The 25,930-nt window shown below is 53.9% G+C and carries 33 protein-coding genes; 10 read left to right on the plus strand and 23 right to left on the minus strand.

From position 1 onward, the window contains the following. Positions 1-6 precede the first annotated feature (6 nt). From ABNF92_RS04700 to ABNF92_RS04720, 5 genes are all read right to left on the minus strand, one after another. Positions 7-1,278, minus strand: a complete 1,272-nt coding sequence (locus tag ABNF92_RS04700) for an MFS transporter (protein WP_349343589.1) — start codon at positions 1,276-1,278, stop codon at positions 7-9. Positions 1,279-1,366: 88 nt separating this feature from the next. After that, entirely contained in the window at positions 1,367-2,110 is a 744-nt protein-coding gene (locus ABNF92_RS04705) for an ABC transporter permease (RefSeq protein ID WP_291908180.1), read from the minus strand. After that, positions 2,110-3,057 carry an ABC transporter ATP-binding protein gene (locus tag ABNF92_RS04710; RefSeq protein ID WP_349343590.1) on the minus strand — a complete coding sequence of 316 codons (948 nt, stop codon included), beginning with the start codon at positions 3,055-3,057 and terminating at the stop codon, positions 2,110-2,112. The genes ABNF92_RS04705 and ABNF92_RS04710 overlap by 1 nt, the downstream gene beginning before the upstream one ends. Before the next feature lie 20 nt (positions 3,058-3,077). After that, a complete protein-coding gene (locus ABNF92_RS04715) occupies positions 3,078-4,232 on the minus strand; it encodes an ABC transporter permease (protein WP_349344060.1) in 1,155 nt (384 codons plus the stop codon). Positions 4,233-4,268: 36 nt separating this feature from the next. Further along, positions 4,269-5,192, minus strand: a complete 924-nt coding sequence (locus ABNF92_RS04720; protein ID WP_136631337.1) for an ABC transporter substrate-binding protein — start codon at positions 5,190-5,192, stop codon at positions 4,269-4,271. A gap of 186 nt (positions 5,193-5,378) precedes the next feature. Between ABNF92_RS04720 and ABNF92_RS04725 the strand changes: the two genes are divergently transcribed. Further along, entirely contained in the window at positions 5,379-6,455 is a 1,077-nt protein-coding gene (locus ABNF92_RS04725; RefSeq protein WP_349343591.1) for a TauD/TfdA family dioxygenase, read from the plus strand. A gap of 98 nt (positions 6,456-6,553) precedes the next feature. Continuing rightward, positions 6,554-7,363 (plus strand): transporter substrate-binding domain-containing protein, encoded by an 810-nt coding sequence (locus tag ABNF92_RS04730; RefSeq protein ID WP_349343592.1) that lies wholly within the window; start codon positions 6,554-6,556, stop codon positions 7,361-7,363. On the opposite strand, the gene ABNF92_RS04735 is transcribed toward ABNF92_RS04730, so the two are convergent. The 3 genes from ABNF92_RS04735 to ABNF92_RS04745 form a co-directional block, all read right to left on the minus strand. Continuing rightward, positions 7,360-7,749, minus strand: a complete 390-nt coding sequence (locus ABNF92_RS04735) for a phosphate-starvation-inducible PsiE family protein (protein WP_222466386.1) — start codon at positions 7,747-7,749, stop codon at positions 7,360-7,362. The two genes, ABNF92_RS04730 and ABNF92_RS04735, sit on opposite strands and share 4 nt — an antisense overlap. Positions 7,750-7,823: 74 nt before the next feature. Continuing rightward, positions 7,824-8,759, minus strand: a complete 936-nt coding sequence (locus ABNF92_RS04740) for a M14 family metallocarboxypeptidase (protein WP_305967393.1) — start codon at positions 8,757-8,759, stop codon at positions 7,824-7,826. Between the two features lie 113 nt (positions 8,760-8,872). Further along, on the minus strand, positions 8,873-9,757 hold the full coding sequence (locus ABNF92_RS04745) for a LysR family transcriptional regulator (RefSeq protein ID WP_349343593.1): 885 nt from the start codon (positions 9,755-9,757) through the stop codon (positions 8,873-8,875). Positions 9,758-9,881: 124 nt separating this feature from the next. Between ABNF92_RS04745 and ABNF92_RS04750 the strand changes: the two genes are divergently transcribed. Genes ABNF92_RS04750 through ABNF92_RS04765 form a run of 4 tightly spaced genes read left to right on the plus strand, consistent with a single transcriptional unit; the run spans position 9,882 to position 12,157 of the window. Then, positions 9,882-10,499, plus strand: a complete 618-nt coding sequence (locus ABNF92_RS04750; RefSeq protein WP_349343594.1) for a glutathione S-transferase — start codon at positions 9,882-9,884, stop codon at positions 10,497-10,499. Continuing rightward, positions 10,500-10,856: a nuclear transport factor 2 family protein gene (locus ABNF92_RS04755; RefSeq protein ID WP_349343595.1), complete on the plus strand. Its 357-nt coding sequence runs from the start codon at positions 10,500-10,502 to the stop codon at positions 10,854-10,856. It begins immediately after the preceding gene. 37 nt (positions 10,857-10,893) lie between these two features. Beyond that, the gene (locus ABNF92_RS04760; RefSeq protein ID WP_349343596.1) at positions 10,894-11,091 is read left to right on the plus strand and encodes a 4-oxalocrotonate tautomerase family protein; all 198 of its coding nucleotides are present in this window, start codon (positions 10,894-10,896) and stop codon (positions 11,089-11,091) included. 28 nt (positions 11,092-11,119) lie between these two features. After that, positions 11,120-12,157, plus strand: a complete 1,038-nt coding sequence (locus ABNF92_RS04765; protein ID WP_349343597.1) for a nitronate monooxygenase — start codon at positions 11,120-11,122, stop codon at positions 12,155-12,157. 4 nt (positions 12,158-12,161) lie between these two features. On the opposite strand, the gene ABNF92_RS04770 is transcribed toward ABNF92_RS04765, so the two are convergent. After that, a complete protein-coding gene (locus ABNF92_RS04770; RefSeq protein WP_069183930.1) occupies positions 12,162-12,521 on the minus strand; it encodes a helix-turn-helix domain-containing protein in 360 nt (119 codons plus the stop codon). Between the two features lie 110 nt (positions 12,522-12,631). Here ABNF92_RS04770 and ABNF92_RS04775 point away from each other — a divergent pair, with 110 nt between their 5' ends. Further along, on the plus strand, positions 12,632-13,237 hold the full coding sequence (locus ABNF92_RS04775; protein WP_349343598.1) for an NAD(P)H-dependent oxidoreductase: 606 nt from the start codon (positions 12,632-12,634) through the stop codon (positions 13,235-13,237). Continuing rightward, positions 13,234-13,635 (plus strand): GFA family protein, encoded by a 402-nt coding sequence (locus tag ABNF92_RS04780; protein WP_349343599.1) that lies wholly within the window; start codon positions 13,234-13,236, stop codon positions 13,633-13,635. The genes ABNF92_RS04775 and ABNF92_RS04780 overlap by 4 nt, the downstream gene beginning before the upstream one ends. Positions 13,636-13,676: 41 nt before the next feature. On the opposite strand, the gene ABNF92_RS04785 is transcribed toward ABNF92_RS04780, so the two are convergent. Further along, positions 13,677-14,087: a GFA family protein gene (locus ABNF92_RS04785; protein ID WP_349343600.1), complete on the minus strand. Its 411-nt coding sequence runs from the start codon at positions 14,085-14,087 to the stop codon at positions 13,677-13,679. 78 nt (positions 14,088-14,165) lie between these two features. Continuing rightward, on the minus strand, positions 14,166-15,035 hold the full coding sequence (locus ABNF92_RS04790) for a LysR family transcriptional regulator (RefSeq protein WP_349343601.1): 870 nt from the start codon (positions 15,033-15,035) through the stop codon (positions 14,166-14,168). 94 nt (positions 15,036-15,129) lie between these two features. On the opposite strand from ABNF92_RS04790, the gene ABNF92_RS04795 reads away from it, so the two are divergent. Further along, on the plus strand, positions 15,130-15,633 hold the full coding sequence (locus tag ABNF92_RS04795) for a lactoylglutathione lyase family protein (protein WP_349343602.1): 504 nt from the start codon (positions 15,130-15,132) through the stop codon (positions 15,631-15,633). A gap of 543 nt (positions 15,634-16,176) precedes the next feature. On the opposite strand, the gene ABNF92_RS04800 is transcribed toward ABNF92_RS04795, so the two are convergent. After that, positions 16,177-16,644 carry a hypothetical protein gene (locus ABNF92_RS04800; protein WP_349343603.1) on the minus strand — a complete coding sequence of 156 codons (468 nt, stop codon included), beginning with the start codon at positions 16,642-16,644 and terminating at the stop codon, positions 16,177-16,179. A 319-nt stretch (positions 16,645-16,963) separates the two neighbouring features. Here ABNF92_RS04800 and ABNF92_RS04805 point away from each other — a divergent pair, with 319 nt between their 5' ends. Next, the gene (locus ABNF92_RS04805) at positions 16,964-17,917 is read left to right on the plus strand and encodes an IS110 family transposase (protein ID WP_349343369.1); all 954 of its coding nucleotides are present in this window, start codon (positions 16,964-16,966) and stop codon (positions 17,915-17,917) included. A 29-nt stretch (positions 17,918-17,946) separates the two neighbouring features. On the opposite strand, the gene ABNF92_RS04810 is transcribed toward ABNF92_RS04805, so the two are convergent. The 11 genes from ABNF92_RS04810 to ABNF92_RS04860 form a co-directional block, all read right to left on the minus strand. After that, positions 17,947-18,168, minus strand: a complete 222-nt coding sequence (locus ABNF92_RS04810) for a GDCCVxC domain-containing (seleno)protein (RefSeq protein ID WP_349343604.1) — start codon at positions 18,166-18,168, stop codon at positions 17,947-17,949. 67 nt (positions 18,169-18,235) lie between these two features. Then, on the minus strand, positions 18,236-18,700 hold the full coding sequence (locus ABNF92_RS04815) for an Imm26 family immunity protein (protein WP_349343605.1): 465 nt from the start codon (positions 18,698-18,700) through the stop codon (positions 18,236-18,238). Between the two features lie 59 nt (positions 18,701-18,759). Continuing rightward, positions 18,760-19,239 carry a hypothetical protein gene (locus ABNF92_RS04820; protein ID WP_349343606.1) on the minus strand — a complete coding sequence of 160 codons (480 nt, stop codon included), beginning with the start codon at positions 19,237-19,239 and terminating at the stop codon, positions 18,760-18,762. A 94-nt stretch (positions 19,240-19,333) separates the two neighbouring features. Further along, positions 19,334-19,810 carry a hypothetical protein gene (locus tag ABNF92_RS04825; RefSeq protein WP_349343607.1) on the minus strand — a complete coding sequence of 159 codons (477 nt, stop codon included), beginning with the start codon at positions 19,808-19,810 and terminating at the stop codon, positions 19,334-19,336. Between the two features lie 94 nt (positions 19,811-19,904). Further along, a complete protein-coding gene (locus ABNF92_RS04830) occupies positions 19,905-20,228 on the minus strand; it encodes a hypothetical protein (protein WP_349343608.1) in 324 nt (107 codons plus the stop codon). 56 nt (positions 20,229-20,284) lie between these two features. Further along, positions 20,285-20,992 (minus strand): hypothetical protein, encoded by a 708-nt coding sequence (locus ABNF92_RS04835; protein WP_349343609.1) that lies wholly within the window; start codon positions 20,990-20,992, stop codon positions 20,285-20,287. Positions 20,993-21,064: 72 nt separating this feature from the next. Then, positions 21,065-21,958: a hypothetical protein gene (locus ABNF92_RS04840; RefSeq protein WP_349343610.1), complete on the minus strand. Its 894-nt coding sequence runs from the start codon at positions 21,956-21,958 to the stop codon at positions 21,065-21,067. Between the two features lie 207 nt (positions 21,959-22,165). Further along, positions 22,166-22,627 (minus strand): hypothetical protein, encoded by a 462-nt coding sequence (locus tag ABNF92_RS04845; protein WP_349343611.1) that lies wholly within the window; start codon positions 22,625-22,627, stop codon positions 22,166-22,168. A 26-nt stretch (positions 22,628-22,653) separates the two neighbouring features. Further along, positions 22,654-23,886 carry a hypothetical protein gene (locus ABNF92_RS04850; protein ID WP_349343612.1) on the minus strand — a complete coding sequence of 411 codons (1,233 nt, stop codon included), beginning with the start codon at positions 23,884-23,886 and terminating at the stop codon, positions 22,654-22,656. Then, the gene (locus ABNF92_RS04855; RefSeq protein ID WP_349342348.1) at positions 23,876-25,129 is read right to left on the minus strand and encodes an ISL3 family transposase; all 1,254 of its coding nucleotides are present in this window, start codon (positions 25,127-25,129) and stop codon (positions 23,876-23,878) included. The genes ABNF92_RS04850 and ABNF92_RS04855 overlap by 11 nt, the downstream gene beginning before the upstream one ends. A gap of 472 nt (positions 25,130-25,601) precedes the next feature. Then, a complete protein-coding gene (locus ABNF92_RS04860; protein WP_349343613.1) occupies positions 25,602-25,922 on the minus strand; it encodes a hypothetical protein in 321 nt (106 codons plus the stop codon). Positions 25,923-25,930 lie beyond the last annotated feature (8 nt).

Below are 25,930 nucleotides of genomic sequence, written 5' to 3' on the forward strand. Positions count from 1 at the left end.
CGCAGTCTAGTAGCTCTCAGTCTTTCCGCTAACCGGCGAGTAGGGTTCTCCCTCCTCGTCCTGAAGCTGGTAGTCATAGGCGGCCTGCAGACCGGTATCCTCTTCAGTCTCCTCCTCCGGCTCATACTCGAGATACCGCGGATAGAAGGGAGACAGCATGGCCACAACGATGCCGATAGAGCAGAACATGGCAAAGGCATCGGCGTAACCCACGCTGCCGACCAGAAGACCAACCACTGGCGAGCCAGCCGCCTGGCCCAGGGATACGGCGATAAATGGCAGCACCGGCCCCATGGACAGCCGCCCCGGCAACAGGCGAATGCCGGTCATCAGATACAGGCCGGTCAGACTCATATAGGCCAGGCCAAAAACCAGAGCAGAAAACGCCGAAATCACCAGGTTGTCCGGGCTGGCTGCCAGCAACGCCAGGCTTGCAGCCAATGTCATCAACATCAGGGCCTGGGTAACCGGCGGATTGTTCCGGTCTGCCAGATCGGCCACCACCGCACCGCCCAGACCTGCGAAGCCAACACCCAACCACAGCCAGCCGGTGGCATCGGAGGGCATGGACCCAAGATTAACCACAAGATCGGGGGCGAAAATCCAGAAGGCGGCAGACACAAACCCCATCATGAAGGCGAACAAAGACAGCCGGAGCAGTCGCCACCACTGATCCGCACTGATTGGCTGCACGGGCGCCGCATTGGCGGGAACCACACGTGAAACCGAGGGGATGAAGAACCAGGTGGCAATCACGCCAATAACCGCCAGCACCGCAAAGAACGCGTAGGCATAGCGCCAGGCACCGGCGAGGAAAAGAATGGTTGGTACAGCGACCATGACACCCACACTCGTGCCCGCGTTCATCACCGAGCTGACCCGGCCGTGGAGGGAGCGTCTGACCAGCGCCTGCATGGCGGCCGTGAGCGCTGGCATCATCAGGCCCGTACAGATACCACACAGGACAACGCCAATGCCGAGGGACAGTGCGCCCGCGGCCTGGCTGATCAGGGCCAGGCCAACAACACCAAAAATACCGGAGGCCATGGCGGTATTGCGGGCGCCAAGCCGATTCGCGGAGAGCGGCGCAACCATGGTCGCGAAAACGAAACTGATCAGCGGCAGCGCACCGATGATACCTATCACATCCGGTGCCAGATCGAGATCGTCCCGAATCGGGGGCACAAACAAACCAAACGCGAAACGCGCAAGCCCGTAACTGATCGCGATCAGTGCTGCGCCGAGGAGTGCAAATGATGTGCTCGAGGGAAACTTCATTCCGCTGTGCTCCTTGCGCTGTGCCTCTCCGTCAGCCTAGACATCCACGCAAGGTTTTTAAAGCGGTGAGCGTATAGTGCGAACGGTTTCAGCCTGCAGCCTGGGGCAGAAATCGGCGATCCCAGACCCGCTCCACCGCCTCAAACAGGCTATCCACGGTTAGCGCCAGGAGCCCAATCAGAATCGCACCCTGCAGCACGTAGGCCGTGTTGCCATTCACCAGACCGGCAATCACCGGATCACCAAGGGTTCGGGCCCCAATGGTTGAGCCAATGGCCGCGGTGGCAATGTTGATCGTCACCGAAGTGCGAATGCCGGCCAGAATCACCCTGCCCGCCAGCGGCAGTTCCACCTGCAGAAGCACCTGCAGCGGCGACATGCCCATGCCCGGGGCTGCCTGCCTGACGGTGGTATCAACCCCCTCAAGGCCCGCCAGGGTGTTGCGCAAAATGGGCAATAGGCCATACAGAATCAATGCGACTAGAATCGGCGCCTCGCCGAAGCCAAGAACCGGCACCGCCAGGGCCAGAACCGCCACCGGCGGGAAGGTCTGGCCAATGGACGCAATCTGGCTCACCAGTGGCAGAAAATCCCGGCCGAAAGGCCGGGTGGCGAAGATTCCGCCCGCTACCGCAGCAACCGTGCCCACAAGCGCGGAAATCACCACCAGCGTCAGATGATTCTGCAGCAGAAACAGGAAGCTCTCCCGCTCATAGATGACGTTCTGTTTGTCCGGCTGCACCCATTCGAATAGTGGCTCCAGAGCCGGCATGCCCGCACTCAGGGCGCACAGCAGCGCGGTCAGCAATACCGGTGGCACCCAGATCCGCATCAGGCACCTTCCTGGATAATGCGTTCGCGCGTGATGGTTCCGGTTTCCTGGCCCTCGGCATTGAACACGGGCACATGGTTCCAGTTCTGCCAGAGCATGATCGACAGCGCCACCCGCAGACTGTCGTCTTCCTTGAGACCATCGGCTCCGGGTTCCGGTTGCCTCGGCTGTGGGTATGCTTGCATCAGGTCACGCACGCTGCGCAGGCTCATCAGTTTTAGTCCCCGGTCCTGCTTGCCCACCAGATTCTCGACAAACTCGGAGGCCGGCCGGCGGAGGATGTTCTCTGGCGTGTCGTGCTGAATGATACGGCCCCGGTCCATAACGGCGATGCGAGACGCCAGTCTCAGGGCCTCGTCGATATCGTGGGTCACGAACACCGTGGTTTTTTTCAACTGTCTCTGGATGCGCAGCATTTCCAGCTGCAGATTTTCGCGCGTGATGGCATCCAGCGCACCGAAGGGTTCGTCCATCAGCAGAATATTAGGATTGGCCGCCAGTGCCCTGGCAACCCCCACCCGTTGGGCCTGGCCGCCGGACAGTTGCTGGGGATACTTGTTGGCATGGACGGCCGGGTCAAGGTCCAGCAGCGTCAGCAGCTCATGAACACGTTCGTCGATCTGCTCCCGTGGCCATTTCAGAAGCTGGGGCACCATGGCTATGTTGCGGGCCACCGTCCAGTGCGGAAACAGCCCGGTGCCCTGGATGACATACCCCATGTTCAACCGCAGCTGCTCCGGGTTCATGGCGGTCACATCCTTGCCGTCCACCAGAATCTCGCCCTCGCTGTGGGGCAGCAACTGGTTGATCATCCGCAAGGTGGTGGACTTGCCGCAGCCCGAGCTGCCCACCAGCACGCAAACCTCTCCGGTTTCGACCGTTAGATTGATGCTGTCCACGGCGACGGCGTCACCGAAGCGGCGGGTTACGTTTTTTAGTTCGATCATCCGGGCTTATCCTTTTCCTGTCAGGCCGTCGCCGGTGTCGGTTTGAGACTCGCCGCCAGCATGGTAAGCAAAGCATCCGCCAGCAGCGCGAGTGCAATCGTTGGCAAGGCGCCCAGCAATACCAGGTCCATCGCCGCTTGCCCCAGACCCTGAAAGATAAAGCTGCCAAAACCGCCGGCACCGATCAGTGCGGCAACCGCCGTCAGGCCAATGGCCTGAATCGTGGTAATGCGAACGCCCTCCACAATCACCGGCATTGCCAGCGGCAGCTTGAGTTTGAAAAACAGCTGCCGTTCATTCATTCCCATTCCTCGCCCAGCATCGGAGAGGCTTTCGGACACTTCAGTGAGCGCCACAAAGGTATTGCGCACCATCGGCAGAAGACTGTAAGCCACCAGCGCCAACAAAGCCGGCGCCCAGCCAATTCCGCGGATTCCCATCGCCTGAAGTGCCGGAAAGGCAGCCGCCAGAGCGCTGAGCGGCGCGATCAGCAAACCAAACACAGCCAGGCTGGGAATGGTCTGCAGAAAGCTGACAGCACCAAGGATGGGCCGGCGCCAGGCAACGCTGCGAATCATTTTCAGGGCAAGGAAAAACGCCAGGCACGCACTGATGCTGACTGCCCCGAATGCCAAAGCCAGGTGTGTCCATAATGCTTGCTCAAACTTGTCTGGCCGGGCGTTGAACTCCCGAACCAGGGACAGACTCTCAAGGCCATCGCCCCGCAGGAACCACAACCAGCTTCCGCTGATAAAGGCCAGAATCAGCAGCTGCAGCCCTCGCCCGCCTCCAAGACGCCCGAGAATTTCGATCAGCATCAGGGACAGCAGAAACAGCAGACACCAGAAACCGGCACCGATGGAGGATCGTGCATACGGCGCGTTCTCTGGCAGATGCCGGCTTGCAAAGACCTCAAGCAGCAGTGGCAACAGCGCCAGTGAAAGCCCTACCAGAGCCAGCAGCGGCAGGTAACGGCGGCGCAGCGGCAGAAGAGACAGCAAGACGCAACCGGCCAGGATCAGCGAGACCAGGCCGGCCCCGGCTCCGCCGAGAGCCGACAAAAGGCCGTGCCCGGTACCCGGGACAATCCGGTTGGGTTGAATCACGCCCAAGTCCAGCAACCAGACCAGCGCCAGGGCAAGACACCCCAGCACGGGCAGGACATGGTTCGGCATGGAATTCGGAGTAACGGAGCTGAAAATCGACAAACCTCAGTCCTGGGCGAGGGAATCCAGGTAATCCCGCGCGACAGTACCCGCCGGCACCCCGTTTACCGCCACCTGGCCATTCAGGCGCTGCAGGGTTTCAAGATCCAGCGACTCGAAGATCGGAGTAAGCACCTCCCGGATCTGCGGGTAGGTTGCCAGCACCTCGCCACGCACGATGGGCGCAGGCTGGTACACCGGCTGAACGCCCGCGGTATCTTCCATCACCTTCAGATCCAGCGCATCCAGGCCGCCATCGGTACCGTACGTCATCGCCCCGTTCACGTCGTTGTTGTTCAACGCCGCCGCACGGAGAGTGGCCGCCGTATTACCACCTGAAAGAATCAAAAGCTGATCGGATTCAAGCTTGAAACCATAGGCCTCCTGGAACGCCGGCAGGGCACTGGCGGATTCCACAAACTCGGCGCTGGCTGCAAACTTGAATGCACCGCCTTCATTGATATAGCGCGCCAGATCCTCCAGCGTAGCCAGGTTGTTCTCACGGGCCAGATCTCCACGTACGCTCATGGCCCAGGTGTTGTTGGCCTCTGCCGGTTCCAGCCAGACAATGTTGTGCGCCTCTTTATCCAGGCGGGCGGCTTCCTGATAGGCTTTTCCGGCATCCTTCCAGATATCCCGCTCGGCCTGATCGTGGAAGAAGGCAGCGTTGCCGGTGTACTCCGGGTAAATATCTATTTCCCCGGCCTTGATGGCATTGCGGACAATGCTCGTACCGCCCAGCTGAAGCCTGTTTTCAACCGGAATACCGGCTCCTTCGAGGGACTGCAATACCATCTGGCCCAATACCGAGCCTTCGGTATCAATCTTCGAAGACACCACCACCGGGTCGGCAGCCAACAAAGATCCGGACATCACGAAAGCGAACAATGCCAGTGTGCGGCGAAAAAGGGTTTTGGGGGTCACGGCCATTCCTCTGGTTTTGGTTACCTATAACAGTCTAGAGGCCGCATCTACGAAGGCAAACGCGAATTGGTCTTGCCGGGTGGAAGCGCGCCCCGTCCAGTTGAAGACATGTACAGAGATTATTCAGGTTTGAATTCCCAAAACCCGCTGGGTTAGGCTGTCTGAAAAGCGAGCAGCATGGTAGTGACGGCTATGGCACAGACCCAGGAAATACCCCGCGAACCCACCTCCACCGTAGCGGCCCTGAACCCGGAGAACGTGACTCTGCTTGAACAGCACGGTTTGTCGCTTAAGCCACTGGATCCCATCGGCGTTGAAATCTACGGCGCCGACGTGCGCAACCAACTGCCAGAGCCCGCCATCAAGGCCCTTGAAGAGGAAATGGCCAATCGCGGATTCATCGTTTTCAAACACCAGGCCGGTCTATCGCCCGAAGAACTGATTGATGCCTGCAAGTGGTGGGGCGGCCGTGAAATCCACTCCACCCACGGTGTTCATCCGGCAACGCCCGGCCGGAACCGGCACATCTTCCGCTGCTCGAACGATGGCCGCCAGGGCATCCTCGGCGTCGGTCCCCAATGGCACAACGACGGCAGTTTCGAAGCCGCTACCTTTTCCCACAGCGCCTACTACATGGCTCGCGCGCCGGAAAACGGCGGCGGCACCCATTTCGCTCACCAGGGCGCCGCGTTTGATTCACTGCCGCCGGAGAAGCAGGACTTCTGGGAACGCCTTGTCTCGGTTAACTCCGCGTCCAGCGTCACACACCCCGTGGTTCATACGCATCCAATTTCCGGCCGCAAAAGCGTGTGGCTGCACCTGGGCATGACCGGCGCCGTCATCGAACGCCTGCCGGACGACGGACTGACAATCGACCAACTCAAAACGCTCCCCGCACATGCAGACAGTTTCCGCCTGCTGGACGAAGCGGCCATGAAAGAACTGTTCAACGACTACAACGATTTGCTGAACGATTCCTTCGAGGATGGCTACGGCATTCGCTACGAGTACGACACCGGCGACCTGCTGTTTATCGACAACTGGGCGGTGGCCCATCGGGCCTCACCGGAGGCCCACCTGCCGGCAGAGCAACAGGGTCTGCGCATCATGGATCGCGTTACCATCAAAGCTCCGCGAAACCTGGCGCCTCACTTTGGCCTGCCGCAGTACATCAATATGGCCGGTCCCCATCCGTTCAACAAAGACGGCGTGTGGCAAGCCGGTGGTGTTGGCTTTCGCTGGAAGGATGATATTCGCCTGCAGAACTGACTCGTCAGTTCTGCAGGCGCCTGAATTCCGGGAAGAATGGAAAAAAATCACCCGCGAACTAAGCTAAGCGGGTTCCCTCAAACATTTTGAGTATGCTCATGAAAGCTTGTATTCAGGTCGTTCTCGCTTTTGCTCTGTTGGCGGGTCTTACCCTGAGTGCAAGCCGTCCGGCGGCGGCAGATACCGTGCTGCATGTTGCCTATGAAGATAAGACCCAGTTCCCATACTACATGGGTGACACCCAACGGGTTCTGGACAAGCCCGGCGCCGCGGTTGAACTGGTCAAAATGCTTGAGGAACGGATACCTGGCCTGCAGATCAGATTCAGCCGCTATCCCTGGAAGCGTTGCCTCACGATGCTCAAAACCGGCCAGGTAGACGGGATATTCAACGCCTCTTTCAACACCTCGCGTACCCGCATTGGCGAATACCCCTGGGAGGATGGCCAGGTTGATCCCTCACGCCGCCTGACCACCATTAGCTACTATCTCTATACCCTGCCCAACACTGAAATCGGCTGGAACGGCGAAGCGTTCGAAGATCCGGACATCAGCATTGGCGCCCCACTCGGTTACTCAATCGTGAACGATCTTGAGAATCTTGGCGTCTCCGTGATCAAAGTCCGCAGCTCGATGCAAAGTCTGCAGTTACTCAAGGCGAAGCGTGTAAAAGCCGTGGCGCTGCAATCGGTGACCGCCGATTATCTGTTGGCCAACAATCCCGACCAGTTGGAGGGTATTGTCCGGATCGCCCCGCCCCTCAAGACCAAACCCTACTACCTGATGCTTTCGCGCCAATTCAAAGCAGCCCACCCAGAGCTCTCCGAGCAGATCTGGGATGCCATCGGCGAACTCAGAGAAGAAAAACTTGAGGCGCTGGCAAAGCCCTATTTATCAGAACCGGGCTAGTCGTCGTATTTGCGAACCTGGTTGAGCCGGGTCATTACAAACGCTGCAATGGCAAGAATCAGAATCGCGATGGCTTCGTAGAGAATGTTCTCGGGTGCCATATCCTTGCCTTGAAGAATGATCAGTCGGGCCAATGCCGTGATGGCAATGAAGATCGGGAAGACAGAAGCTGATCGCCGGTCCGAGTAAAACACGGCCACCATGCCGATGACCTCCAGGTACAGAAACATCAGCAGAATGTCTGCGAGATTGATGCTTTGGGCGACGTACAGCGAATGAAGCTCGAAGGCCACCCCACCAAGCGTCATCAATACAACCAGGAACAGCAGAATACGCTCGATTATCTGAAAAAGTCCGAGCGCCAGCTTCTTTTCAGAAGAATCCATGAAGTTCGCCTTGTTTTTGGGGTCAGCTTTTCAGGAAGTCTAGTTAACTTATTCTTCCATGCCGACTCAGTACATCATTTGGCGGTGTCTGAATGGGCCAGCCCGTAATCGATGGCCGCACAAACCGCAGTAGCCTGCGCGGCATTGCATTGCTCGGGGGTAACTCGCGGGCTATCCGGATAAACCTCGGTAGTGGTTCGGTAGGGCGCCCGAGTCATGCCGGCGCACAGGCCCCACTGGGTAAGTGGGTACTCAATCACGCCCCGCGCAACGACCTTGGAGCCGAAGATCTCGCCATTCTCATCCGCTGGCGCAATGTGCGTCACCTGCTCCACCGCCTTGATCACCGCCTGCTGAAAATCGGGTTTCGGGTTCTCACTGTCATCAACCACATAAAAGCCATCGGGAATTCCTGCCGGCTCGAACGGCTTGCCGTCGCGGGCTGCCAGGGCCGGCCGAAATTCTGATTCGTCGGTATCAGTGGTTTCATGAAGATCGATATGAATCAGAGCACTGTCACGGATAGGCGCGACCAATCGCATGAGTGCAGCTGACTCCTCCGCCCGACTACCTTCGTGGAAGGAACGGTTGGGGTCGATGGCATTACGGTTCCAGCGATGAATACGCTCATACGCCCAGGGACTCACGCAGGGCGCAACCAGCAGGTTCACGCGGCCCGCATACTCCGCCGCATGTTTATCAAGGAACTGCAGCGCCCCATGCACCCCGCTGGTTTCATACCCGTGAACCCCGCCCGTGATCAGTACCACCGGCAAATCCTCGTTCCAGTCACGGCTGCGAATCGCCATCAGCCGGTAATAATCCGGGCCGTAATCCAGAGCGCCGTACTCTTCCACATCGAAGCGCGAGCGAAGGCGCTCGATCACACTCAACACCTCCGCCTCGTAACTGCGCTGACGGGTCTGCCGTGACAACCACTCGGCGCGTTCCGCCTCCCCCCATGGGGTGCCAGGAGTGCCGATTGGGTATGGTGTTGGCGCTGTATTCATATCGTTTGAATTCTCCGATGTTGGTCAATGCGTGGGTTTCAGACTGTGAGATGGTACATCCTTCAGTAATGTTCATCCTTGGTTTCGCGATTTCCTTCCTCGCGTATTTGATCCTAGTCGAAATCCCTGGACAGAAACCAGGACTGCAGAAACTCGATGCAGCTGAGCAGTTTCGGCTGCGTAAACTGCCGGTTGGGATAGAGCGCGTACAGCGTAAGGTCCGGTCGGCTAACCTCCGGCAGCACTTCCACCAACTTGCCCTGATCTATACCTTCTCTGGCCACAAAGCTGGGAAGAAAACCGATCCCCAGCCCGTCCTCAATCACCTGTTTCATGAACAATGTGCTGTTCACCTTGAGGGAACCACCGACGGTAATACCCTGCGCCAGCGGCCAGAAATTTCCTGATTTGAAATAGCTGTACACAAAACAGTTATGGGCGGCCAGATCGTCGACATCACGAATCGGCGTATGGCTCTCCAGGTACCCGGGTGACGCGCACACTTTGTAGGTAAAACGGACCAGCGGTTTGTCAACATAGTTGGAGTCCAGCATCTGGCTGGACGCCCGAAACCCCAGATCGAACCCATGCTCGATCAAATCCAGGCTTTCGTCTCCCAGCTGTATATCCAGCTCCACATCCGGGTATTGCTTCATGTAGGCGGAGAACAGTTGCGACAGATCGGTAATGCCCAACGCCATAGGGGCGTTGATGCGTAACTTGCCGCGCGGGTTGTCCTGCATGTGCTGCACATAGGCGTCCGCATCGTCTACCTGAACCAGCAATTCCCGGCACCGCTCCAGGTATCCCTCACCAATGGACGTCAATTGCTGCCCGCGCGTCGAGCGGTGCAAGAGCCTCACGCCCAAGTCCTCCTCCAGCCGCCCTATCTCCTTGCTGATCATAGAGGTGGTCACGTTCAGCTCATTGGCCACACTGGTAAAGCTACCGGCATCCACCACCCGCACAAACATCCGCATTGCCCGCAATTTGTCCATACTGCCCGGCCTTACTGTTTCCAAATTGTTGATACTGATAAAACATTATTGCCATTTAAGAACACGAAGGGAAGCGCCAAACTTCACTTGCAGTCACGCAATAACCCAACAAACGAGGTTTTATATGTACACCCTGTACTTCATTCCCGGCGCCTGTTCACTGGCCACGCAGGCGATTCTCAACGAGCTCAACCAGGAAAGCACCCTGGTTCACAAGCTGGAAGCCGACCACTTTGAAACCCTGAACCCCGCCGGAACCGTGCCAGTACTGGTCGACGGCGACATGGTGCTGAACGAGGGCGTGGCGATCATCCTCCATCTGCTCAACAAGCATAAGAACAACCTGATCGCTGAAAGCGGGGACGCGCGGCATCAGGCCATCGAAAATATGCTATTCGCAAACGCCACCATGCATCCTGCCTACGGCCGCCTGTTCTTTGCCCAGGCCAACGTGAACGATGCAGCAGCCAGACAGCAGGTTTTCGATTCTGCGGCGGTGGCCATCAACAAACTGTGGCAGGTGGTGGAAGCGAAGCTGGAGCACATGCCGTACCTCGGGGGGCATGACATCTCCGCCGCCGACATTCTGCTGGCCGTGTACTCCCGTTGGGGCGACTTCTTCCCCGTGGATATCGTACTCGGCCCGCGCAGCCGGCAGATGGTGGATGCCGTATTGAAGCGAGACAGCATGCAACTTGCCCTGCAGCGGGAAGAGGCATACAGCGCGGGAGCCGCGGCATAAATGGACACCGAAAAACGCCAGTTGGAAACCATGGTGAATGAGTATTTTCAGGGCCTGCACACGGGGAGTGCCGAACGACTGGCGCCGTTGTTCCACAGGGACTGTGTACTCAAGGCACCCGGCCTGCGGCGCACACTGGACGAATGGCTGGCCGATGTCGCAACGCGACCAATACCCGCGAACATCGGACACCCGGAGGACTATCGCATCCTCCAGGTGGAACTGGCCGGAAACCAGGCCATGGTGAAAGTGGCGTGCCCCCTGCCCCACGGCAACTTTACCGACTACCTGGGCTTCCTTAGAGAAGACGGTGTCTGGAAGATCGTGAACAAAATGTACGCGCCAGCAACCGACTGACCGAAAACCCGAAACCATTTATCGAGAGGAATTTCGAATGCCTTATGTCAATATCAAAGTCACCGACGACAACGTAACCGTCGAACAGAAACGCCAATTAATTAAGGGAACAACGCAGCTACTGGTCGATGTCCTGAACAAGAATCCTGACGCCACCCACGTGGTTATCGACGAAGTGTCGACCGACAACTGGGGCGTGAAAGGAGAAACCGTCACCAACCTGCGAAAGCGATAACCAGACCATCAGGGGAGCAACACATACCATGACCACCCTCCGGGAACTTCTGAACGTGGACTACCCAGTGATTCAGGCCCCAATGGCCGGCGTGCAGGACAGCGCGTTGACCATCGCGGTTTCCAAAGCGGGAGGGCTGGGTTCGCTCCCCTGCGCCATGCTCACAGGCGACAAAATACGCGAAGAAGTCACCAGGATAAGGGCCGCGACCGACCGGTCCTTCAACCTGAATTTCTTCTGCCACTCCCAGCCACCGGAAGCCCCGGAGAAAGAAGCCGCCTGGCGGCAAAGCCTGCAACCTTACTACGAAGAGCTGGGGCTAGACGTGAACGATGACGCCGGCGGCGCAAGCCGTCGACCCTTCGATGAACAAACTGCCGATCTGGTGGCTGAATTGAAGCCTGCGGTTGTGAGCTTTCACTTCGGCTTACCGGCCCCCGAATTGCTGGCCTACATCAAATCCAACGGCGTGAAGGTACTGGCCAGTGCCACCACGGTGGCCGAAGCCTTGTGGCTGGAGAAGCGAGGCGCAGACGCCATCATTGCACAAGGGCTCGAGGCCGGTGGCCATCGCGGCCACTTTCTGTCTGGCGACCTTGGTCTGCACATGGGTACCTTTGCGTTGCTCCCCCAAATCGTATCCAGAGTCAAAATTCCTGTTATTGCGGCAGGGGGTATTGCCTCCGCGGAAGGCGTCGAAGCAGCCACAAAACTGGGTGGGGTCGCCGCCCAGGTCGGCACTGCTTACCTTCTCTGCACCGAAACAAAAACCAGCGCCATCCACCGTGCCGCGCTCCAGTCCGAGCAGGCGTCCCACACCGAAATCACCAACGTATTTTCCGGTCGCCCGGCGCGCGGCATCCTCAACCGGCTTATCAGAGAGCAAGGCCCTCTCAGTACGCGCGTGCCGGACTTTCCCAATGCCGCAGCTGCGCTGGCGCCCTTGAGATCGGAGGCTGAAAAGCGCGGAAAGGGGGACTTTTCGCCACTGTGGGCGGGGCAGAACACTACGGGGTGCGAAGAAATCTCAGCCGGGGAAATGACGTTGAAATTGGCTGGAGCATGACTGGCTAGCTGATATCGTATTTCTCAGACCATACCCTCAGGTCATCAAGAATCTTCAGTGCGCTGCGGCCAAAATCGGTCAACTCGTAGGTAACCGCGACTGGTCGGTCATTGATGACCTTTCGCACCACCATCTCCCGTGACTCCAGCTCCTTGAGGCGCTGATCGATCATCTTCTTGCTGGCACCACCGAGCATACGGGCCAGGTCGTTAAAGCGCACCGGGCCGTCTTTCAGGTGGTAAATGATGGAGCCGGTCCATTTTCCGCCAATGATGCGCATACCCCTTTCAATGGCGCAGGGTTCCATGCAGGCGTTAAAAACTTTTTTCCGACCGTAATCGTCTGTTTCTACGCGACTTTCCATCCGTTCTCCAGCATTTGGAATAAGGTTACCAAAAGTATACTAATTGATCACCGTTTACAGGTAACCATAATATACCAGCACTACATTCGTTACCACCGATGGAGGTTCCGATGAGCAATATCCTCATCATCAATGCGCACCATTACTATCCCTTCGCAGAAGGCAAACTCAACGGAACTCTGGTTCAGATGGCCGACGAGTTGCTTACTGCCGACGGGCATCAGACAAAAATCGTGGAAGTCGATAAAGGCTGGGACGTGGACCAGGAGCTGGAAAACCACCAGTGGGCAGACATCATCCTGCTGCAAACCCCGGTTAACTGGATGGGCGTGCCCTGGAGCTTCAAGAAATACATGGACGAAGTCTACACAGCCGGAATGGGCGGCGCGTTGTGCAACGGCGATGGCCGCACCGAAGAAGCACCCAAGGCGAATTATGGCAATGGCGGCACACGGCAGGGCAAAAAATACCTGCTCTCGCTCACCTTCAATGCCCCAGAGGAAGCCTTCAATAACCCGGATGAGTATCTCTTCCGCGGCGGAAGCGTGGACGACCTGCTATTCCCCATGCACATGAACTTCCGCTTCTTCGGCATGGAAGCGTTGAACACCTTCGCCTGCTACGACGTGATGAAAAATCCGCAGGTGGAGCAAGATTTTCAGCGTTTTCGGGCCCACCTCGCTGAACAGATTCCGGGCCAGCGGAATGCATCATGACTGAAACACATCAAGTACATTGCGACTGCGGCACCGTGGAAGTCACCATGACCGGTGCACCAAAAGTCCACGCCTTTTGCCATTGTGAAGATTGCCGGGACCTGCTTCAGGTCCCCTATCACTCAGTGCTGGCCTGGGAAGCAGAGCAGGTTTCGGTGACAAAGGGCGAGCCGAGTGTGAAAACATTCCAGCACCCTTCCAAACGCATGACACGCGTGTTCTGTGCTGACTGTGGCGAGGTGCTTTACAACACCAACGCCATGGGCTGGAAGCTGGTTTCACAGATCCTGGTGCTCAAGACCAACGGATACACACTTCCGGAGTCTTATCAGCCCAACGGGCATTTCTTCTATGACCGTAGAATCGTCGACATTGATGATGCGCTGCCCAAGCGATAGCGCCTGCTAGGTTAGAGGGACTAAATGACGACAGGCGGGAATTATTGAGCCGTAGCTGGCAGTCCCTCGAACTCTGGCACTCCCGCTGACGCCTCTTCCCAGGCGGCTTTGCTGGATGAAAAGATATGTGCCGTTGGCGACAAAGAGACCTCCGTGTCCAAGCTCCCTGCCGGAACAACGAGCAAACCGGCTATCTGGTTGCTTGGTAATGCTGAACCACACAGCTTACAAAAGCTCCTGTTATGACGAGTGCCCGGAAGCATAAAGGAGGTTACAGCATCGGCACCGGCCAACCAGGTTAATTCTGCGGACTGTGAAAACAGGTTTGCCGCGTGAGCAGATCCCGTATCTTTTTGGCAGTGCCGGCAGTGACAGAGGTAGAAGCTCTCGAAGTCGCCCTCTATCTCATATTTCACGGTGCCACACAGGCAAGAGCCAGAATGCGTCGTCATCTTAATCCCTTATTGAGCAGTTAGATGGCAACATCACTGCGCACACGAGTGGCGCGACGTGCCAAATTCCAGGCCGGTTTAAAGCCATTTCCTAGCTTCCGCAATTATAGTCCGCATTCTCGCCGCAAGTGCCCGGTGCCGTGGAACACACAGATACAGCGTTTCACTCACCGGGTTAGCAAGACGATGAGCTCTGATGTGCTCACGCTTCTCAAAAGCTTCAACGGCATGCGCAGGCAGCACGGTAAATCCCAACCCCATACATACCGGCTCCAGAATCAAACCAATCTGGTTTGAGAAGCCTTTCTTCGGGAACAGGTTGCTGTGCTGAAACTCGGAGTAATTGGCACCAAGAAGCAAACTGGCGTGATGACTGCCATCAGGATGGTCGATAAAGCCGAGGTTCATCAGCGTGTCCCAATCCGGCTCCTTCACGGTGGCCGGCGTTACCAACAGCAGCGATTCCTGGGCGACGGGCGTGCAGCTTACGTCGGCCAGCGTCGATCTCGACGTCATGAATCCGAGGTCAACAGCAGACCCGGCAATGGCAGTTTCCACATCGGGGTTCGGCGCAAACCGGTAATCGATAACCAGCTTCGGGTGTTTGCTCTGAAGAGCCAACAGGTGTGGATAGAGCTTCAGCCCGACACTGCCCGGGGACATGATTCGCACACTTCCTTCAAAGGGCGGGTCCTCTCCCACTGTCTGCTCAAGATTCGACAATGCGAAGAGGATGCTCTGCGCCTCGGTGTACAGCCTCTCTCCTGCACCGGATAGAGAAAACTGCTTGCCCTGCCTCACCAGCAATTCAGCACCCAGTTGCTCCTCGAGTTTACGCACATGCTGACTCACGCCCGACTGTGTCATGTGAAGGCGTTCAGCTGTACGGGTGAAATGACTAACTTCCACCAGTGTGCAAAAGGTGCGCAACCAGGTCGTATTTATCATTACACTACATAATGTTTACGAGAATAATTGATAATTTTAAATGATTAATCAGCGGATGTAACCTGCTCTCAGTCTCAACAGAGGAGGACAGGACATGAACAACGTTTACCCAAGAAATTTCTCACACATCGGCATATCTGTGCCCGACCTTGAGCAAGCCGTAAAGTTTTACACAGAGGTGATGGGTTGGTACCTGATTATGGAACCAACCGAGATCGAAGAGGACGACAGCGCCATCGGAGACATGTGCACCGATGTATTCGGCGCAGGCTGGGGCAGCTTCCGTATCGCTCACCTATCAACAGGCGATCGCATCGGCGTGGAGCTTTTTCAGTTCAAGAACCAGACCAACCCGGAAGACAATTTCGAGTACTGGAAAACCGGGGTTTTTCACTTCTGTGTGCAAGACCCGAACGTAGAGGAACTGGCAGAGCGGATTGTGGCTGCGGGCGGTAAAAAGCGCATGGAGAAACCGCGCTACTATTATCCCGGCGAAAAGCCCTACCGCATGATTTACATGGAAGACCCGTTTGGCAACATCCTGGAAATTTACAGCCACAGCTATGAGTTGATTTACAGTGCGGGCGCATACCAATAAGTGCCCAGGTGTTTTAGGGAGACTTTCCGCAGCGGAAAGTCTCCTTGATTCAACACGAGCCAGCATGCGCGGCTACAGGGTCTACTGCTCTCCGACCCATTTCCCATCAACATTAATGATCTTGCACGGGTATTCAGCTTCATGTCTTTTGTTGTTTCTTTGGCAATCTTTCAAAGAGTTCTCTATCGCGTACCTGACTGAGGTTCTGTTTGATTTCCAGGACCAGGCACCCACATCAGATTGCGCAAAAGCTTTGTGTTCGGTTGCATGAACATACCCTTCTCGGTAAGACTTTAAGGCTTGATTCGTCATGAGCGAGTTCTCTCCAACAGCCTTTTGGTCGAAAGAGGATTCGACGATTTCGCCTGTACTTGTTGCTGTAGAAATGGGTTGCTCATGGGTTGCACATCCAACCAGCAAAGCACTGACTACAATGAAGATTCCTGACCTCAAATCTGACTCCTTGATTTATGGCATGGTTCACTATCACCGGTGACAAAACCGGCGCGAAGCAGAGGTTCTGGTCTCCGGTGCATAGTCTGTTTATTCACTTTCACGGATAGCACAGACATCCTCGATATCGACAGGGCGTGAGAGCACGGTCTTATACTGGACCAAGTCGTCTTTCAACATAAGAGGAAGCTCAAGGCCCAACAAAGACACCGTCGCATATCGAGAAAAATCTATGCTAAGCGGAACCCAGGTTTGCCTGTTTGCATCAAAAATTCGCGGACCATCAGAGCTGCCTACCTCCACTTTGACACCTTCATACTTGAACTGGACGTAGGTTAGATCCCAGCCTTCCTCCTGGCGGTGGGCGGCAGCTTTGGATACAAATTTCTGGCCAGCCTCAACCACTGACCAAAAGCATTCACCGGGCACGAAAAGATCGATGTCATTCAGATCGCGCTCAGAGCCATATCCCTTCGCTGCGAGCCCGCCACAGATCAAAAAGGGAATATTCCTATCCCTCAGTAATCCCACAATCCATTTAGCCGCCAGATGATGCACGCTTTCTCCTTTTGCTCGTAACGCCGAAGAACAGCGGCGACCTTGGAGTGGCTGTGAAGAAGCCATGTAAAGGGCGTCCGGTGGCCATCGGCCGCGTACTGCTGCGACTTGTATGGATAATTCCCACCGAGAAATTGGGTAAAGTGAGGCCCAGGCGCTAGCTGCAACTAGCGCTTCCTGGTCAGTAGTTCGCTGCAGCGCAGGTTCCTCTGTCGAGAGACCGTTAACAAGTGAGAACGCTGGCCAGGTCTCCAAGCTTTTCAACTCGGATAGTCAACTGGGCCTCGAGCCCGTATTAGCAAGGCAGAGTCAGCTTATTATGGATAATCAGCACACGCAAAAAGAGATCAACGTCGGTGTGGACACCGGCAAGTTTCAGCTCGATTTTTACGTTCGCCCACTAGGCATTGCGTTCACTGTTCCCAACAACGAAGCGGGCATTAAAGAAGCGGTGGCGACACTCAAAAAGCATAGTCCAACCCGCATCATTATCGAAGCCACAGGGCGTCTAGAGCATGCATTCGTTTGCGCCTGCGCAAAGGCCAATCTTCCTTTCGTCATCTCCAACCCCATTCACATCAAGGGATTCGGTAAAGCTATTGGCCGTCTTGCCAAAACCGACCGTCTGGATGCCAGCCTCATCGCTCACTATGGCGAAGCGGTTCAACCACGCCTCTCCAAGCTGCGGCCTGACGTCCTGCAGCAACTGAGCGATTTACTGTCTCGACGTCGCCAGTTACTAGCCATGCAAACGATGGAAAAGAATCGATGTCAGATCATGCCCAAGGCGTTGGCCAGCACAATCAAACCCATCCTGACCGCTTTGGCCAACCAAATTGCGAAGGTCGACCAGAAACTCCAGTGCCTCATCGAAAGCTGTGACGATTACAGGGCTAAGAATGACATCATTCAAAGCATGCCGGGCATCGGCAAGGTCGTTGCTCTCAGCTTAATCAGCAACATGCCGGAACTCGGTTATATCTCCAACAAGGAGGCAGCCGCTCTAATCGGCGTGGCCCCTATGAATAAGGAGAGTGGCAAATATCAGGGGCAACGAAAGATCCGTGGCGGGCGCGCCCAGATACGCACCGTTATGTACATGGCGATGATGTCCGCCATCCAGTGTAATCCTGTATTCAAAACCACCTACAACAAGTTACTCGCCGCTGGGAAGACCAAGAAATCGGCCATCATCGCCTGTGTCAGAAAGATGATTATCATCCTCAATTCGATGGTGCGAGACGGAGCATTGTGGGATCCGAAAATGGGTTAGAAATTGGGGGTTGAAACCATAGTCACTTGTTATGGGCCAGGAGCACAACACCCTGACCCTTTTTGAATGGGTGGGCACGGCACTGTGCCGAATGAACAAAAGACACAACAGTCGCCATGCCTGGGCTTCAGTAATACATGACAAGACTCACACTCGTAAAAATACTGGCATGAGTCGGTAGGCATGGTTACCGTTTTCTGATGGCCACAGTTTGGACATTTGATCGTTGATTCCAAAATCACATCTACCATAGCCACACCCTACCGAAAGGTATGAATTAGCCCAACCTATATTAGGCCAGTGGACTTCACCCAATGGTTATGGCTTGTTCTCAGCTCTCAATGATTCTTCCCACTTACATACCCCACCTTCCTTGTGTGCTTGCAGTCTGTCTTCAACATGATCCTTCCGCCAAACTGCGGCGCACTCCAGACCAACACACGCCTCCCTCGTAGAGGGTATATGGTTGGTACAGTCTGAGTAGTGATAAAACTTCTTCGAGACAATATCGTATCGGTAAAACATGGCCTCCGATATTGATAGTTCTTTGAACGGCACATCTCCGATAACAGGCCAACCATTCTTGCCAATCGCTGAATTCATTACCCAAAGCTGAAAAGCTACCTTGCCGAATAATTCTGTCGTTATTTCAGGACGTTCCGTAAATGTAGCCTCTGAAAATGCAACGAGAGGTTCCTCAATAACTACACCATATGAAAATGAACCGTCATCAAGCTCAACTTCAACAACATTCCCCTGTTCCCATTTTTTTCTACGAGGCATAGTCTTCCTTAGGCATAACGCCCGGCGGCCAAACAAGGCCGTCCGAGTGACGCGGCTTGTTACATGCTGATGCCATAGTGGCTACTCAGCCGGTTTATTTGGTCTTGGTGTTGGTTTAGGAAAGGGCTTATCAACATAGCTTCTGCGCCACCATTCCTGAGAGTTCCCACGACTTCAGCTGGATCGCTATACTTGCGCAGAAACGGAAGACCACGCTCGTTAAAGTGTTCATAAAGTTCGAACGCCGATGATTTGGCCGCCTCTCTATTCGATACGGGAAATCGAAGCTGTCCCCTGCCTTCAATATTTCCCAGCTCTGCACCAACAATACAAAGTCGCTCCTTACCCGCTTTGAACTCTACGGCAACGTCGGCCACCGCATCGAAATCTTCCAAGTGATTGATGCAACCTATGTGGAGATACCAGACGAGGCCTTCCTCTGATCTCTGGAACTCTCTTTTACTCTTGATGAACTTCCAATCAGGCAATAGGAACTTCAATTCTTCGAGCAAGATACTCTGCAACTCAGATACTTTCATGGCATGTAACGCTGAAATAAGCGGCGGCCCGACAGGGACGTCCGGTGGAGGCCGAAGGCCGGAACGAACTTAATTGACTGGTTAAAACCTACCATCAGGAACCACCTGGCTTAGCCAGCCGCACCGCAACATTGCTGTACTGCGACCCGGTTCCGTTGTCATGCCGCAACTCGAAAAGGCTGACCCATTGCCCCTGAACGAGCAGCATCTCGCCGTTGCCTGCACTGCTCCCATTACTCGTTGTGTAGCTTCCAGAATAGTTGAACTGAAATTGGCCGGGCGAGCCTGCGACTGGCTTGAGTTCATAACCGATGGACAAATCACCCGAAGAAGCAAAGCCTTTATCCTCGCTCGACACACTGACCCTTAAGAGACTGGACTCATTGAGGAAACTTGGCAGCAGGTCGGAGAGTGCGCCATCGGTTTTAGTGGCCAGGCACTCACAGTACCGAACCTCCAATACCAGCGGTTTATTAGCGAGATAGTCCTCAGTAGCCGAGTTTTCGGCAAGAGCAATACTGGGGATCAAAGATAGAAAAAGCAGGGTAATTTTCGATGCGATCCGTTGCACGTGACCTCCTGTGTTTTCGTTTTAACGCTTGCAGGTGCGGCGGGTACGGAGCGTAGCGTAGTACACGTCCGACAACCCGCACTTGTTAGATGACTTACTTGCATGGCGCATAATTGATTATTTTTTGAACACAACCATCGTCTTTTTCAGACCAGATCAAGTACTTTTTATCTCTATATTTAACAAGCTCATAATTGATACTCTCAGCATCTAGTTGTTCGAGCATCCAGTCAGATTGATCTAATTTATATTTTTTGTCACCAACGACGTTCCAAGATTCAATTGGCCAGCCCACATGATATTTTTCTGGAATAGTTACTCCATTATTATCAGGGTATAGGTAGCCATCAGGAGCTTTTTGTTCTTGCCCGCATGCAACGATCAATGTGGCTAGCAGTATTAAAGCAATATATCTCATAGTCATTTAACGCTGAACGAAGCGGCGCGTCTCACGCGTCCGCCTTCCGTGACTTGTTAACTTTGGTTCCCGCTAAGTATTGCGACGAAACCACCTCCACACAGATACAAAGCCCACAGTGCCAAGAGCACAGGAAAGGCAATATCAAGAATCCATAGGCTGAACAAGCGTGCACGGAACCTCGCTGAAAGCCTCTCCATGCTCCGAACTGTTGTTTCCCATTTCCTGATGAGAGGCCTCACCTCTTGAACAAAACCATTGAGCTCAACATTGATGTGCTTCAGAGATTCAGTCCCTTTTGAGATTGCGGTCATGTTGTGAACTCGGTCTTGAGTTCTCTGGTCTTCCGATAGAGAGTTGAGATCAGATCGAGCGCCCTCGATATGCAACCCCGTAGTATGAATACGGTCATCAATTCGAAGGAGTAGTTCAAGATAGGGACGGGTTAACTGTCTCTCTTGCTTAAAATGCCATGCTTGCAAATCGATGTAGGCCGCTAGCACGAAAGCAATCAGAAAATACGAAATCAACAGAAACGCTAAACCCGCCGCTACCTCGTTTCCCAGCCCTCCTTCTTCTGTTGTAAGGCCTAGGAAACCACTTACCCGCAAGTGAAGCATTGCAATCAGGAGCCCGACGAATGCTGAGCCCATCAGATTTCGTTTTGATTTCCGTGTTTCCTCACCAAAAGGATCGGTGAAAATAACGGAATTCATGTCGTTGTTCTGGATGGCTTGATGTAATTCGGGTCCAAGATGCGACATGAGAAATTTATCCTAGTTAACGCCTTGAATAAGCCGCCGTTTGGAGCGGTAGCGCAAAACGGTCGGCTTGATTCACTGGTTATTTCTTTTTCGGGCAGTCCTCTTGGCGATTTTGGGCACCGACTCAGATGGCGAAACAACGGTGCTTCCCTGCACACTTTCGCCAAGATATTTTTGTACAAGCGATGCCATTGGCTTGCCGGTTTTTCTACTTTCCTCCGCCATAGCAGCAATAGCATCGCCACTTATTGGCTCCTTGTCCGCCTTTATCATTGTTTGTATATGGTAAGTCGCCTCAGCTTCATCCTCGCATAAAGTAGTATTCTCAACGATATCTTGAGGCTCAATTTCTACTGCTTCCTGCATGCCAGAACCACCCGGGCCAAAATCGTGATGGACTATATCTGGTTTCTCTCTCACGAGGTCTAGGTTGAACAAATCTCTTTCAGAAAAAGGGATGTGGTGGGAGTTGAATTTTAGGAACGGACGTTCTTCGATTCTCATCTGGAAATGAAAATGCGGAAAATCCGATTTGGTTCCCTCATGCCCCTGATAGTCGCTCTCTGAGCATTCGAATGTCCACTTGATGTTTTTCCATTGAATTGTTGTTTGAAAGACCTTTTTCTCTGACCTCTCATCTTTCAGGTCATTGATATTTCCCTGAAAACGCTCTTCGTTCGCGATCCATCGTAGGTATGATTCCATCTGATGGTAATCAAACTCTCGGTATAACTTAGGGAAATCCTTCGCTTTAAATTTGCATCGCCGCAGTAACCAGTGAAGACATGGCTTCTCTTTACTTATTGTTTTAAACGGTTTTCCACAAAGATAACACTCACCTCTTGAATACGAATCCTTAAAACGCTCGTACTCTTGGACGTTAAGTTCATGCTGAATTTGGTTGCGGCGATCAATCTCTTCGGGCCCCAAGCTCTCAAGCATTTTCTCAAAAGCCTCGGGATCCATTCGTCTTGGTCGATTCATAGGTCACGCTCGTAGAAATAACGCCAGCCAGCATGCGCGGCTGAGGAATGGAGGCGAAGCCGCAATGTAGTAGGCGTCGCCGTGCCTGGCCTTGTTAAATCATGACTATTCGAGAGTCTCAAGAAAGACCCTTTTGAGTTCACTTTCAAGTTCTTCAATTGACTTGGAAACTCTAGACATTGTTTCCATTCACTCTTTGTAGCCATTTGGGTCTGACCTGCCAATTTTCACTTCCTGACCACACTTCACACCCAGAATTCGAAGCTTCTCTAGGTCCCGAATTATCTCATGCCCACGAGCATAAAAATCAGAAGGAAGACTGGCACGTTGAACCCCAGTAAGATCCGATTTAGCGAGCTCCAAGACAAGGTTGGGGTAATCCACCATGAATCTCTCATGCTCGAAATCACCTTGTATTGCCGCCATCACTAGTGAAGATGCAGCGTATTCTGCGGTACGCATAGGGCTAATCCACTCCAGCGCCGCCGCTATCGCGTCTCTGCGCAATTCATCAAGCTTGTTTCGACGCTCCCGTTTCCATTTCTGCCTTTCAATAACGAAGGTCGTAATGGAGGTTAGAAGCCCGCCAACGATTACCGCGAGTAGCGTTCCAAAGATCTGAATTAATTGCTCCTCACTCGGTAGACTCATAATTCATTCCTTAGATCTAACAGTAATTAGGCATTGTCAGATTCCTCGCCTAAAAGCAGCTGCTCATCTATAACTTTTGGCGCTCTGTACTTCTCATGCTTCAATACAACACGTAAAGTCATCCTTAAATAGTCGACGACCAAATCGTGAGCAGTAGTGCTCTTTTCTTCTGTAATCTTTATGATTCGCTTCTTATCCAGATCCCTGCTTCCGTGCGCAATAGCTGAGCGATAACCATATATTTTCTTAACATCTTTAAAAGCTTGGCTTGGATTTTTCTGACTCCGATCGTCAAGCTTTGATAACGCCCCCACTCTCAGCGCAAGTTTGTGGGTCATTTCTTGGTTTCCATCTGACAAAAGTGCTTCAAGCGCAATTGTCGCATCCAAAACAGCATCTTCTTCATCGTCTCGAATGACGCACCTATTAAGTCGTCTCAATGCCAAGCTAATCGAATTTTCTTTAGCTGACTGAACTTTGTTAAATATAATCTTGGCTTCGTCCATTTCCTCATCAGAAAGAGCCGGAACGTTTTCTATATTCCAGTAATAGTCTTCAAACCAACTTGGGTAAGATCTGAGCGTAGCACCCTTTAGGTAAGGAAGATCTGCCGTGCAGTGAGCCTCCCATTCCTTAGCTACTGCATACACTTGGGCGTAACCGGTTTCTACCTGAGTTATCACTCTCAACGCTCCGAAAAACTCATCGATTAATTCAATTGGATACGCTCTAGTTTTTGATAAAATATCAAAATCCCACATACGCTCTGTGTTAGGGACATACCATCCCTTAAGCACAAGCGCATGAGTCGCCGAACTTACTACATTCTGATGAGTACTCGTATTATATGACTTAACCTTGTACCTAGCCCTATGATGCGATTTCGAAATCCTTTCTATGCTTATACCATCCGCTATTTGGAAGCTATCGAAATTAAATCCTAGAAAAAGTATCGGAACTGATATTTCAATATCTAACTTTTGATTAAAAATATACGAAACCGTTGGCTCTACCGCAGACACTGCTTTCTCTTGATCATACTCAAAATCACCGAATCTGTGTATATACCGCTCTATGCAATCTTTCACTCCGGATAGAATCAATATCTTATCAAATTCTATTTTCAACTCTTTATCTGGATTAGGACTTCCTTGGACGGTGAAGCGCCGATGTAACTGATCGTGGGTCCTGACAAATTCAACCAAATCGCTAAAGCTTTTGAGGGTCTCTTCCGTTTTGTGTGGAACATTAGCTTGCAACCATTCTCTGTAATGGCGTCTGGAACGGGTTTGCTGGCAGATGCTTGAGCTTGCCGGCAATCAGAAAGCAGATGGCAATGAAGTGGCTCGCCGTGCCGTAGCCGCGCGCACGGGCCTTGGCCGCCTGGATCAGGCTGTTCATGGCTTCGACATAACCATTGCTCAAGCCGCTTTCAAAGCCCTGTAGGACTCCGGCCCAGTGTCGCTTGAGGGTGGCAGCTAGTTGTTTCATCGGTTCCAACCGACAGCGTCTGGCCCAGGAGTGCCATCGCTTCAGTAACCCTTCCGCTTGTTCACGACCAGGCTTGGCCTGGAAGATGTCACGCAAGGCCTCTTTGATGCGCCAGGCACGAGCGGTCTTCAGGTTGGAGCGGGTCAGGTCGTAGACGGCCTCATCCTGCTTTTTGCTCCAGCGGGCCATGTCCGTGAGCCAGGCCCATTTGGTTCGCTTCAGGCGGGCGTCGTGGCGTACTTCAGACTTGCGCACGGCATCCACAGCCTGATTTGCCAGCTGAATGATATGGAACCGGTCAAAGGTGATTTCGGCGTTGGGCAGGTGCTGCCCCAGGCCGCTGATGTAGGCTTTAGACATATCGATGCTGGCGTGCCGGATCTGATCAGCCTTGCCCTGATGGCTTGCAAGATCCTCAGAGAATCCTTTCAGAGTCTGGGCGTCACGACCGGGCGTTGCAAAGATGAGTCGGCGCTCGGCCAGGTCATGCACCAGCGTGATGTAGTGATGGCCACGCCGACAGGCGGTCTCATCGACCCCGATGGTGGTCACGGTGCTGTAGTCTTCACGAGCTTGTGCCTGGGTGACATGGTGGTCCAGTACCCGCCAAAGGGCCCTGTCATCAGTCCTCAGCTGCCTTGCCGTGGTCGATACCGGCATGGCCTTGGCCAACGTGAGCGCAAAGGCTTCGAATAGCAGGGTGAAACGGCTGCCCGGGCGAGCCCAGGGTACTTCCACCTGAGTGGTCTTCTTGCAGCCGCCGCAGCGCACCCGGGGCACCTCGGCATGGACATAGGCGGCAAACTGGAAGAAGTCCAAATGCCGCCAAGTTCGCGGTTTCCGGTCGTGAATAGGCTGATCAGCTCGCCCACAACCAGGACACGGTAATTGCTTCGCCTCACAGGAGACCCGGAAATCGATACGCTGGGCCTTTGGGTCAAAATCGATGTCATCGACAGCCCATGGTGACGTCAGACCCAAGGCTTGTGTGAACAAGAGTTCCGGATTCATAGAGATGTTCGCTGGAGGTCAGAAGATATCAGGGAGTATGGCTCAAAAAGGCGTTAGCTGGCGACCGATTCCACACGAAATGGAAGAGAGCCGCTTTTGATTTCATCTTCATTAATATGAGGCGGCCCACCCCAGGAGGCGAAACAGTCCCGGTAGTCAGTTGGGCCATTACCGAATGTTGTAGAGAAACTCGGGAGCCCATTTCGATTAAAAGACAAAGACGGAAAGTCGTGATATTTTCCAATATACGCACCAGACTTTTCCACCTCGCTAACCGCTGACAATCCATCTTTCAGGGCCCTAAGCAAAAGTTCTACATAGTCGCCCCTTAATTTTTCAATTGATTCGAAAATGTCCGGTTTATCTGAACCCACGCGTATCAGCCTTTTTTAGTCCTGATGAGGGAACTGGTTGCATTGCCTAACGCCGAGCACACCGGCGGCCCGAAGGGGCCATCCGGTGCTGTGCATTGTTAGCGCGGTAAAAAGTCTCCGACCCTGAACGAGGTTTCGGAAACCAGAAAATGGTCAAGATCATTGATGCTCTCAAAATTCCGAGTAATTTCCTGTTCACCGCAAAGGGAAAGAGTAAAGCCAGCGCCTTTGGCAAAAGTTATTTCCGCGTCCTGTCTGCCATGCTCCGTGACGCTGGTGGATTTCAGAATATGGCCGGCCCGCAGTTGCTGTTCAGCTTTACCCACTCCCTGAGAGTGGCGTGATTGCGCCGATGCCTGTTCCGCTTTTTTTACTGCGTCAGGGAAAAACCAGCTAAAAATTGTGGCGAGCCACTCCATAGTCTTTA

It is taken from the genome of Marinobacter sp. MMG032 (assembly GCF_040112695.1).
In the GTDB taxonomy this organism is placed as follows: domain Bacteria; phylum Pseudomonadota; class Gammaproteobacteria; order Pseudomonadales; family Oleiphilaceae; genus Marinobacter; species Marinobacter salsuginis.

What these genes read in the sequence shown, in the direction of transcription:
- ABNF92_RS04820 (WP_349343606.1), bottom strand. Translation starts at nt 19,239, where the DNA reads ATGAAAGTATCTGAGTTGCAGAGTATCTTGCTCGAAGAATTGAAGTTC.
- ABNF92_RS04795 (WP_349343602.1), top strand. Translation starts at nt 15,130, where the DNA reads ATGAACAACGTTTACCCAAGAAATTTCTCACACATCGGCATATCTGTG.
- ABNF92_RS04715 (WP_349344060.1), bottom strand. Translation starts at nt 4,232, where the DNA reads ATGCCGAACCATGTCCTGCCCGTGCTGGGGTGTCTTGCCCTGGCGCTG.
- ABNF92_RS04835 (WP_349343609.1), bottom strand. Translation starts at nt 20,992, where the DNA reads ATGTCGCATCTTGGACCCGAATTACATCAAGCCATCCAGAACAACGAC.
- ABNF92_RS04700 (WP_349343589.1), bottom strand. Translation starts at nt 1,278, where the DNA reads ATGAAGTTTCCCTCGAGCACATCATTTGCACTCCTCGGCGCAGCACTG.
- ABNF92_RS04815 (WP_349343605.1), bottom strand. Translation starts at nt 18,700, where the DNA reads ATGCCTCGTAGAAAAAAATGGGAACAGGGGAATGTTGTTGAAGTTGAG.
- ABNF92_RS04730 (WP_349343592.1), top strand. Translation starts at nt 6,554, where the DNA reads ATGAAAGCTTGTATTCAGGTCGTTCTCGCTTTTGCTCTGTTGGCGGGT.
- ABNF92_RS04775 (WP_349343598.1), top strand. Translation starts at nt 12,632, where the DNA reads ATGAGCAATATCCTCATCATCAATGCGCACCATTACTATCCCTTCGCA.
- ABNF92_RS04710 (WP_349343590.1), bottom strand. Translation starts at nt 3,057, where the DNA reads ATGATCGAACTAAAAAACGTAACCCGCCGCTTCGGTGACGCCGTCGCC.
- ABNF92_RS04780 (WP_349343599.1), top strand. Translation starts at nt 13,234, where the DNA reads ATGACTGAAACACATCAAGTACATTGCGACTGCGGCACCGTGGAAGTC.
- ABNF92_RS04735 (WP_222466386.1), bottom strand. Translation starts at nt 7,749, where the DNA reads ATGGATTCTTCTGAAAAGAAGCTGGCGCTCGGACTTTTTCAGATAATC.
- ABNF92_RS04830 (WP_349343608.1), bottom strand. Translation starts at nt 20,228, where the DNA reads ATGAGATATATTGCTTTAATACTGCTAGCCACATTGATCGTTGCATGC.
- ABNF92_RS04745 (WP_349343593.1), bottom strand. Translation starts at nt 9,757, where the DNA reads ATGGACAAATTGCGGGCAATGCGGATGTTTGTGCGGGTGGTGGATGCC.
- ABNF92_RS04805 (WP_349343369.1), top strand. Translation starts at nt 16,964, where the DNA reads ATGGATAATCAGCACACGCAAAAAGAGATCAACGTCGGTGTGGACACC.
- ABNF92_RS04720 (WP_136631337.1), bottom strand. Translation starts at nt 5,192, where the DNA reads ATGGCCGTGACCCCCAAAACCCTTTTTCGCCGCACACTGGCATTGTTC.
- ABNF92_RS04845 (WP_349343611.1), bottom strand. Translation starts at nt 22,627, where the DNA reads ATGAGTCTACCGAGTGAGGAGCAATTAATTCAGATCTTTGGAACGCTA.
- ABNF92_RS04860 (WP_349343613.1), bottom strand. Translation starts at nt 25,922, where the DNA reads ATGGAGTGGCTCGCCACAATTTTTAGCTGGTTTTTCCCTGACGCAGTA.
- ABNF92_RS04840 (WP_349343610.1), bottom strand. Translation starts at nt 21,958, where the DNA reads ATGGATCCCGAGGCTTTTGAGAAAATGCTTGAGAGCTTGGGGCCCGAA.
- ABNF92_RS04725 (WP_349343591.1), top strand. Translation starts at nt 5,379, where the DNA reads ATGGCACAGACCCAGGAAATACCCCGCGAACCCACCTCCACCGTAGCG.
- ABNF92_RS04785 (WP_349343600.1), bottom strand. Translation starts at nt 14,087, where the DNA reads ATGACGACGCATTCTGGCTCTTGCCTGTGTGGCACCGTGAAATATGAG.
- ABNF92_RS04755 (WP_349343595.1), top strand. Translation starts at nt 10,500, where the DNA reads ATGGACACCGAAAAACGCCAGTTGGAAACCATGGTGAATGAGTATTTT.
- ABNF92_RS04740 (WP_305967393.1), bottom strand. Translation starts at nt 8,759, where the DNA reads ATGAATACAGCGCCAACACCATACCCAATCGGCACTCCTGGCACCCCA.
- ABNF92_RS04750 (WP_349343594.1), top strand. Translation starts at nt 9,882, where the DNA reads ATGTACACCCTGTACTTCATTCCCGGCGCCTGTTCACTGGCCACGCAG.
- ABNF92_RS04765 (WP_349343597.1), top strand. Translation starts at nt 11,120, where the DNA reads ATGACCACCCTCCGGGAACTTCTGAACGTGGACTACCCAGTGATTCAG.
- ABNF92_RS04705 (WP_291908180.1), bottom strand. Translation starts at nt 2,110, where the DNA reads ATGCGGATCTGGGTGCCACCGGTATTGCTGACCGCGCTGCTGTGCGCC.
- ABNF92_RS04855 (WP_349342348.1), bottom strand. Translation starts at nt 25,129, where the DNA reads ATGAATCCGGAACTCTTGTTCACACAAGCCTTGGGTCTGACGTCACCA.
- ABNF92_RS04810 (WP_349343604.1), bottom strand. Translation starts at nt 18,168, where the DNA reads ATGGTAGATGTGATTTTGGAATCAACGATCAAATGTCCAAACTGTGGC.
- ABNF92_RS04760 (WP_349343596.1), top strand. Translation starts at nt 10,894, where the DNA reads ATGCCTTATGTCAATATCAAAGTCACCGACGACAACGTAACCGTCGAA.
- ABNF92_RS04770 (WP_069183930.1), bottom strand. Translation starts at nt 12,521, where the DNA reads ATGGAAAGTCGCGTAGAAACAGACGATTACGGTCGGAAAAAAGTTTTT.
- ABNF92_RS04790 (WP_349343601.1), bottom strand. Translation starts at nt 15,035, where the DNA reads ATGATAAATACGACCTGGTTGCGCACCTTTTGCACACTGGTGGAAGTT.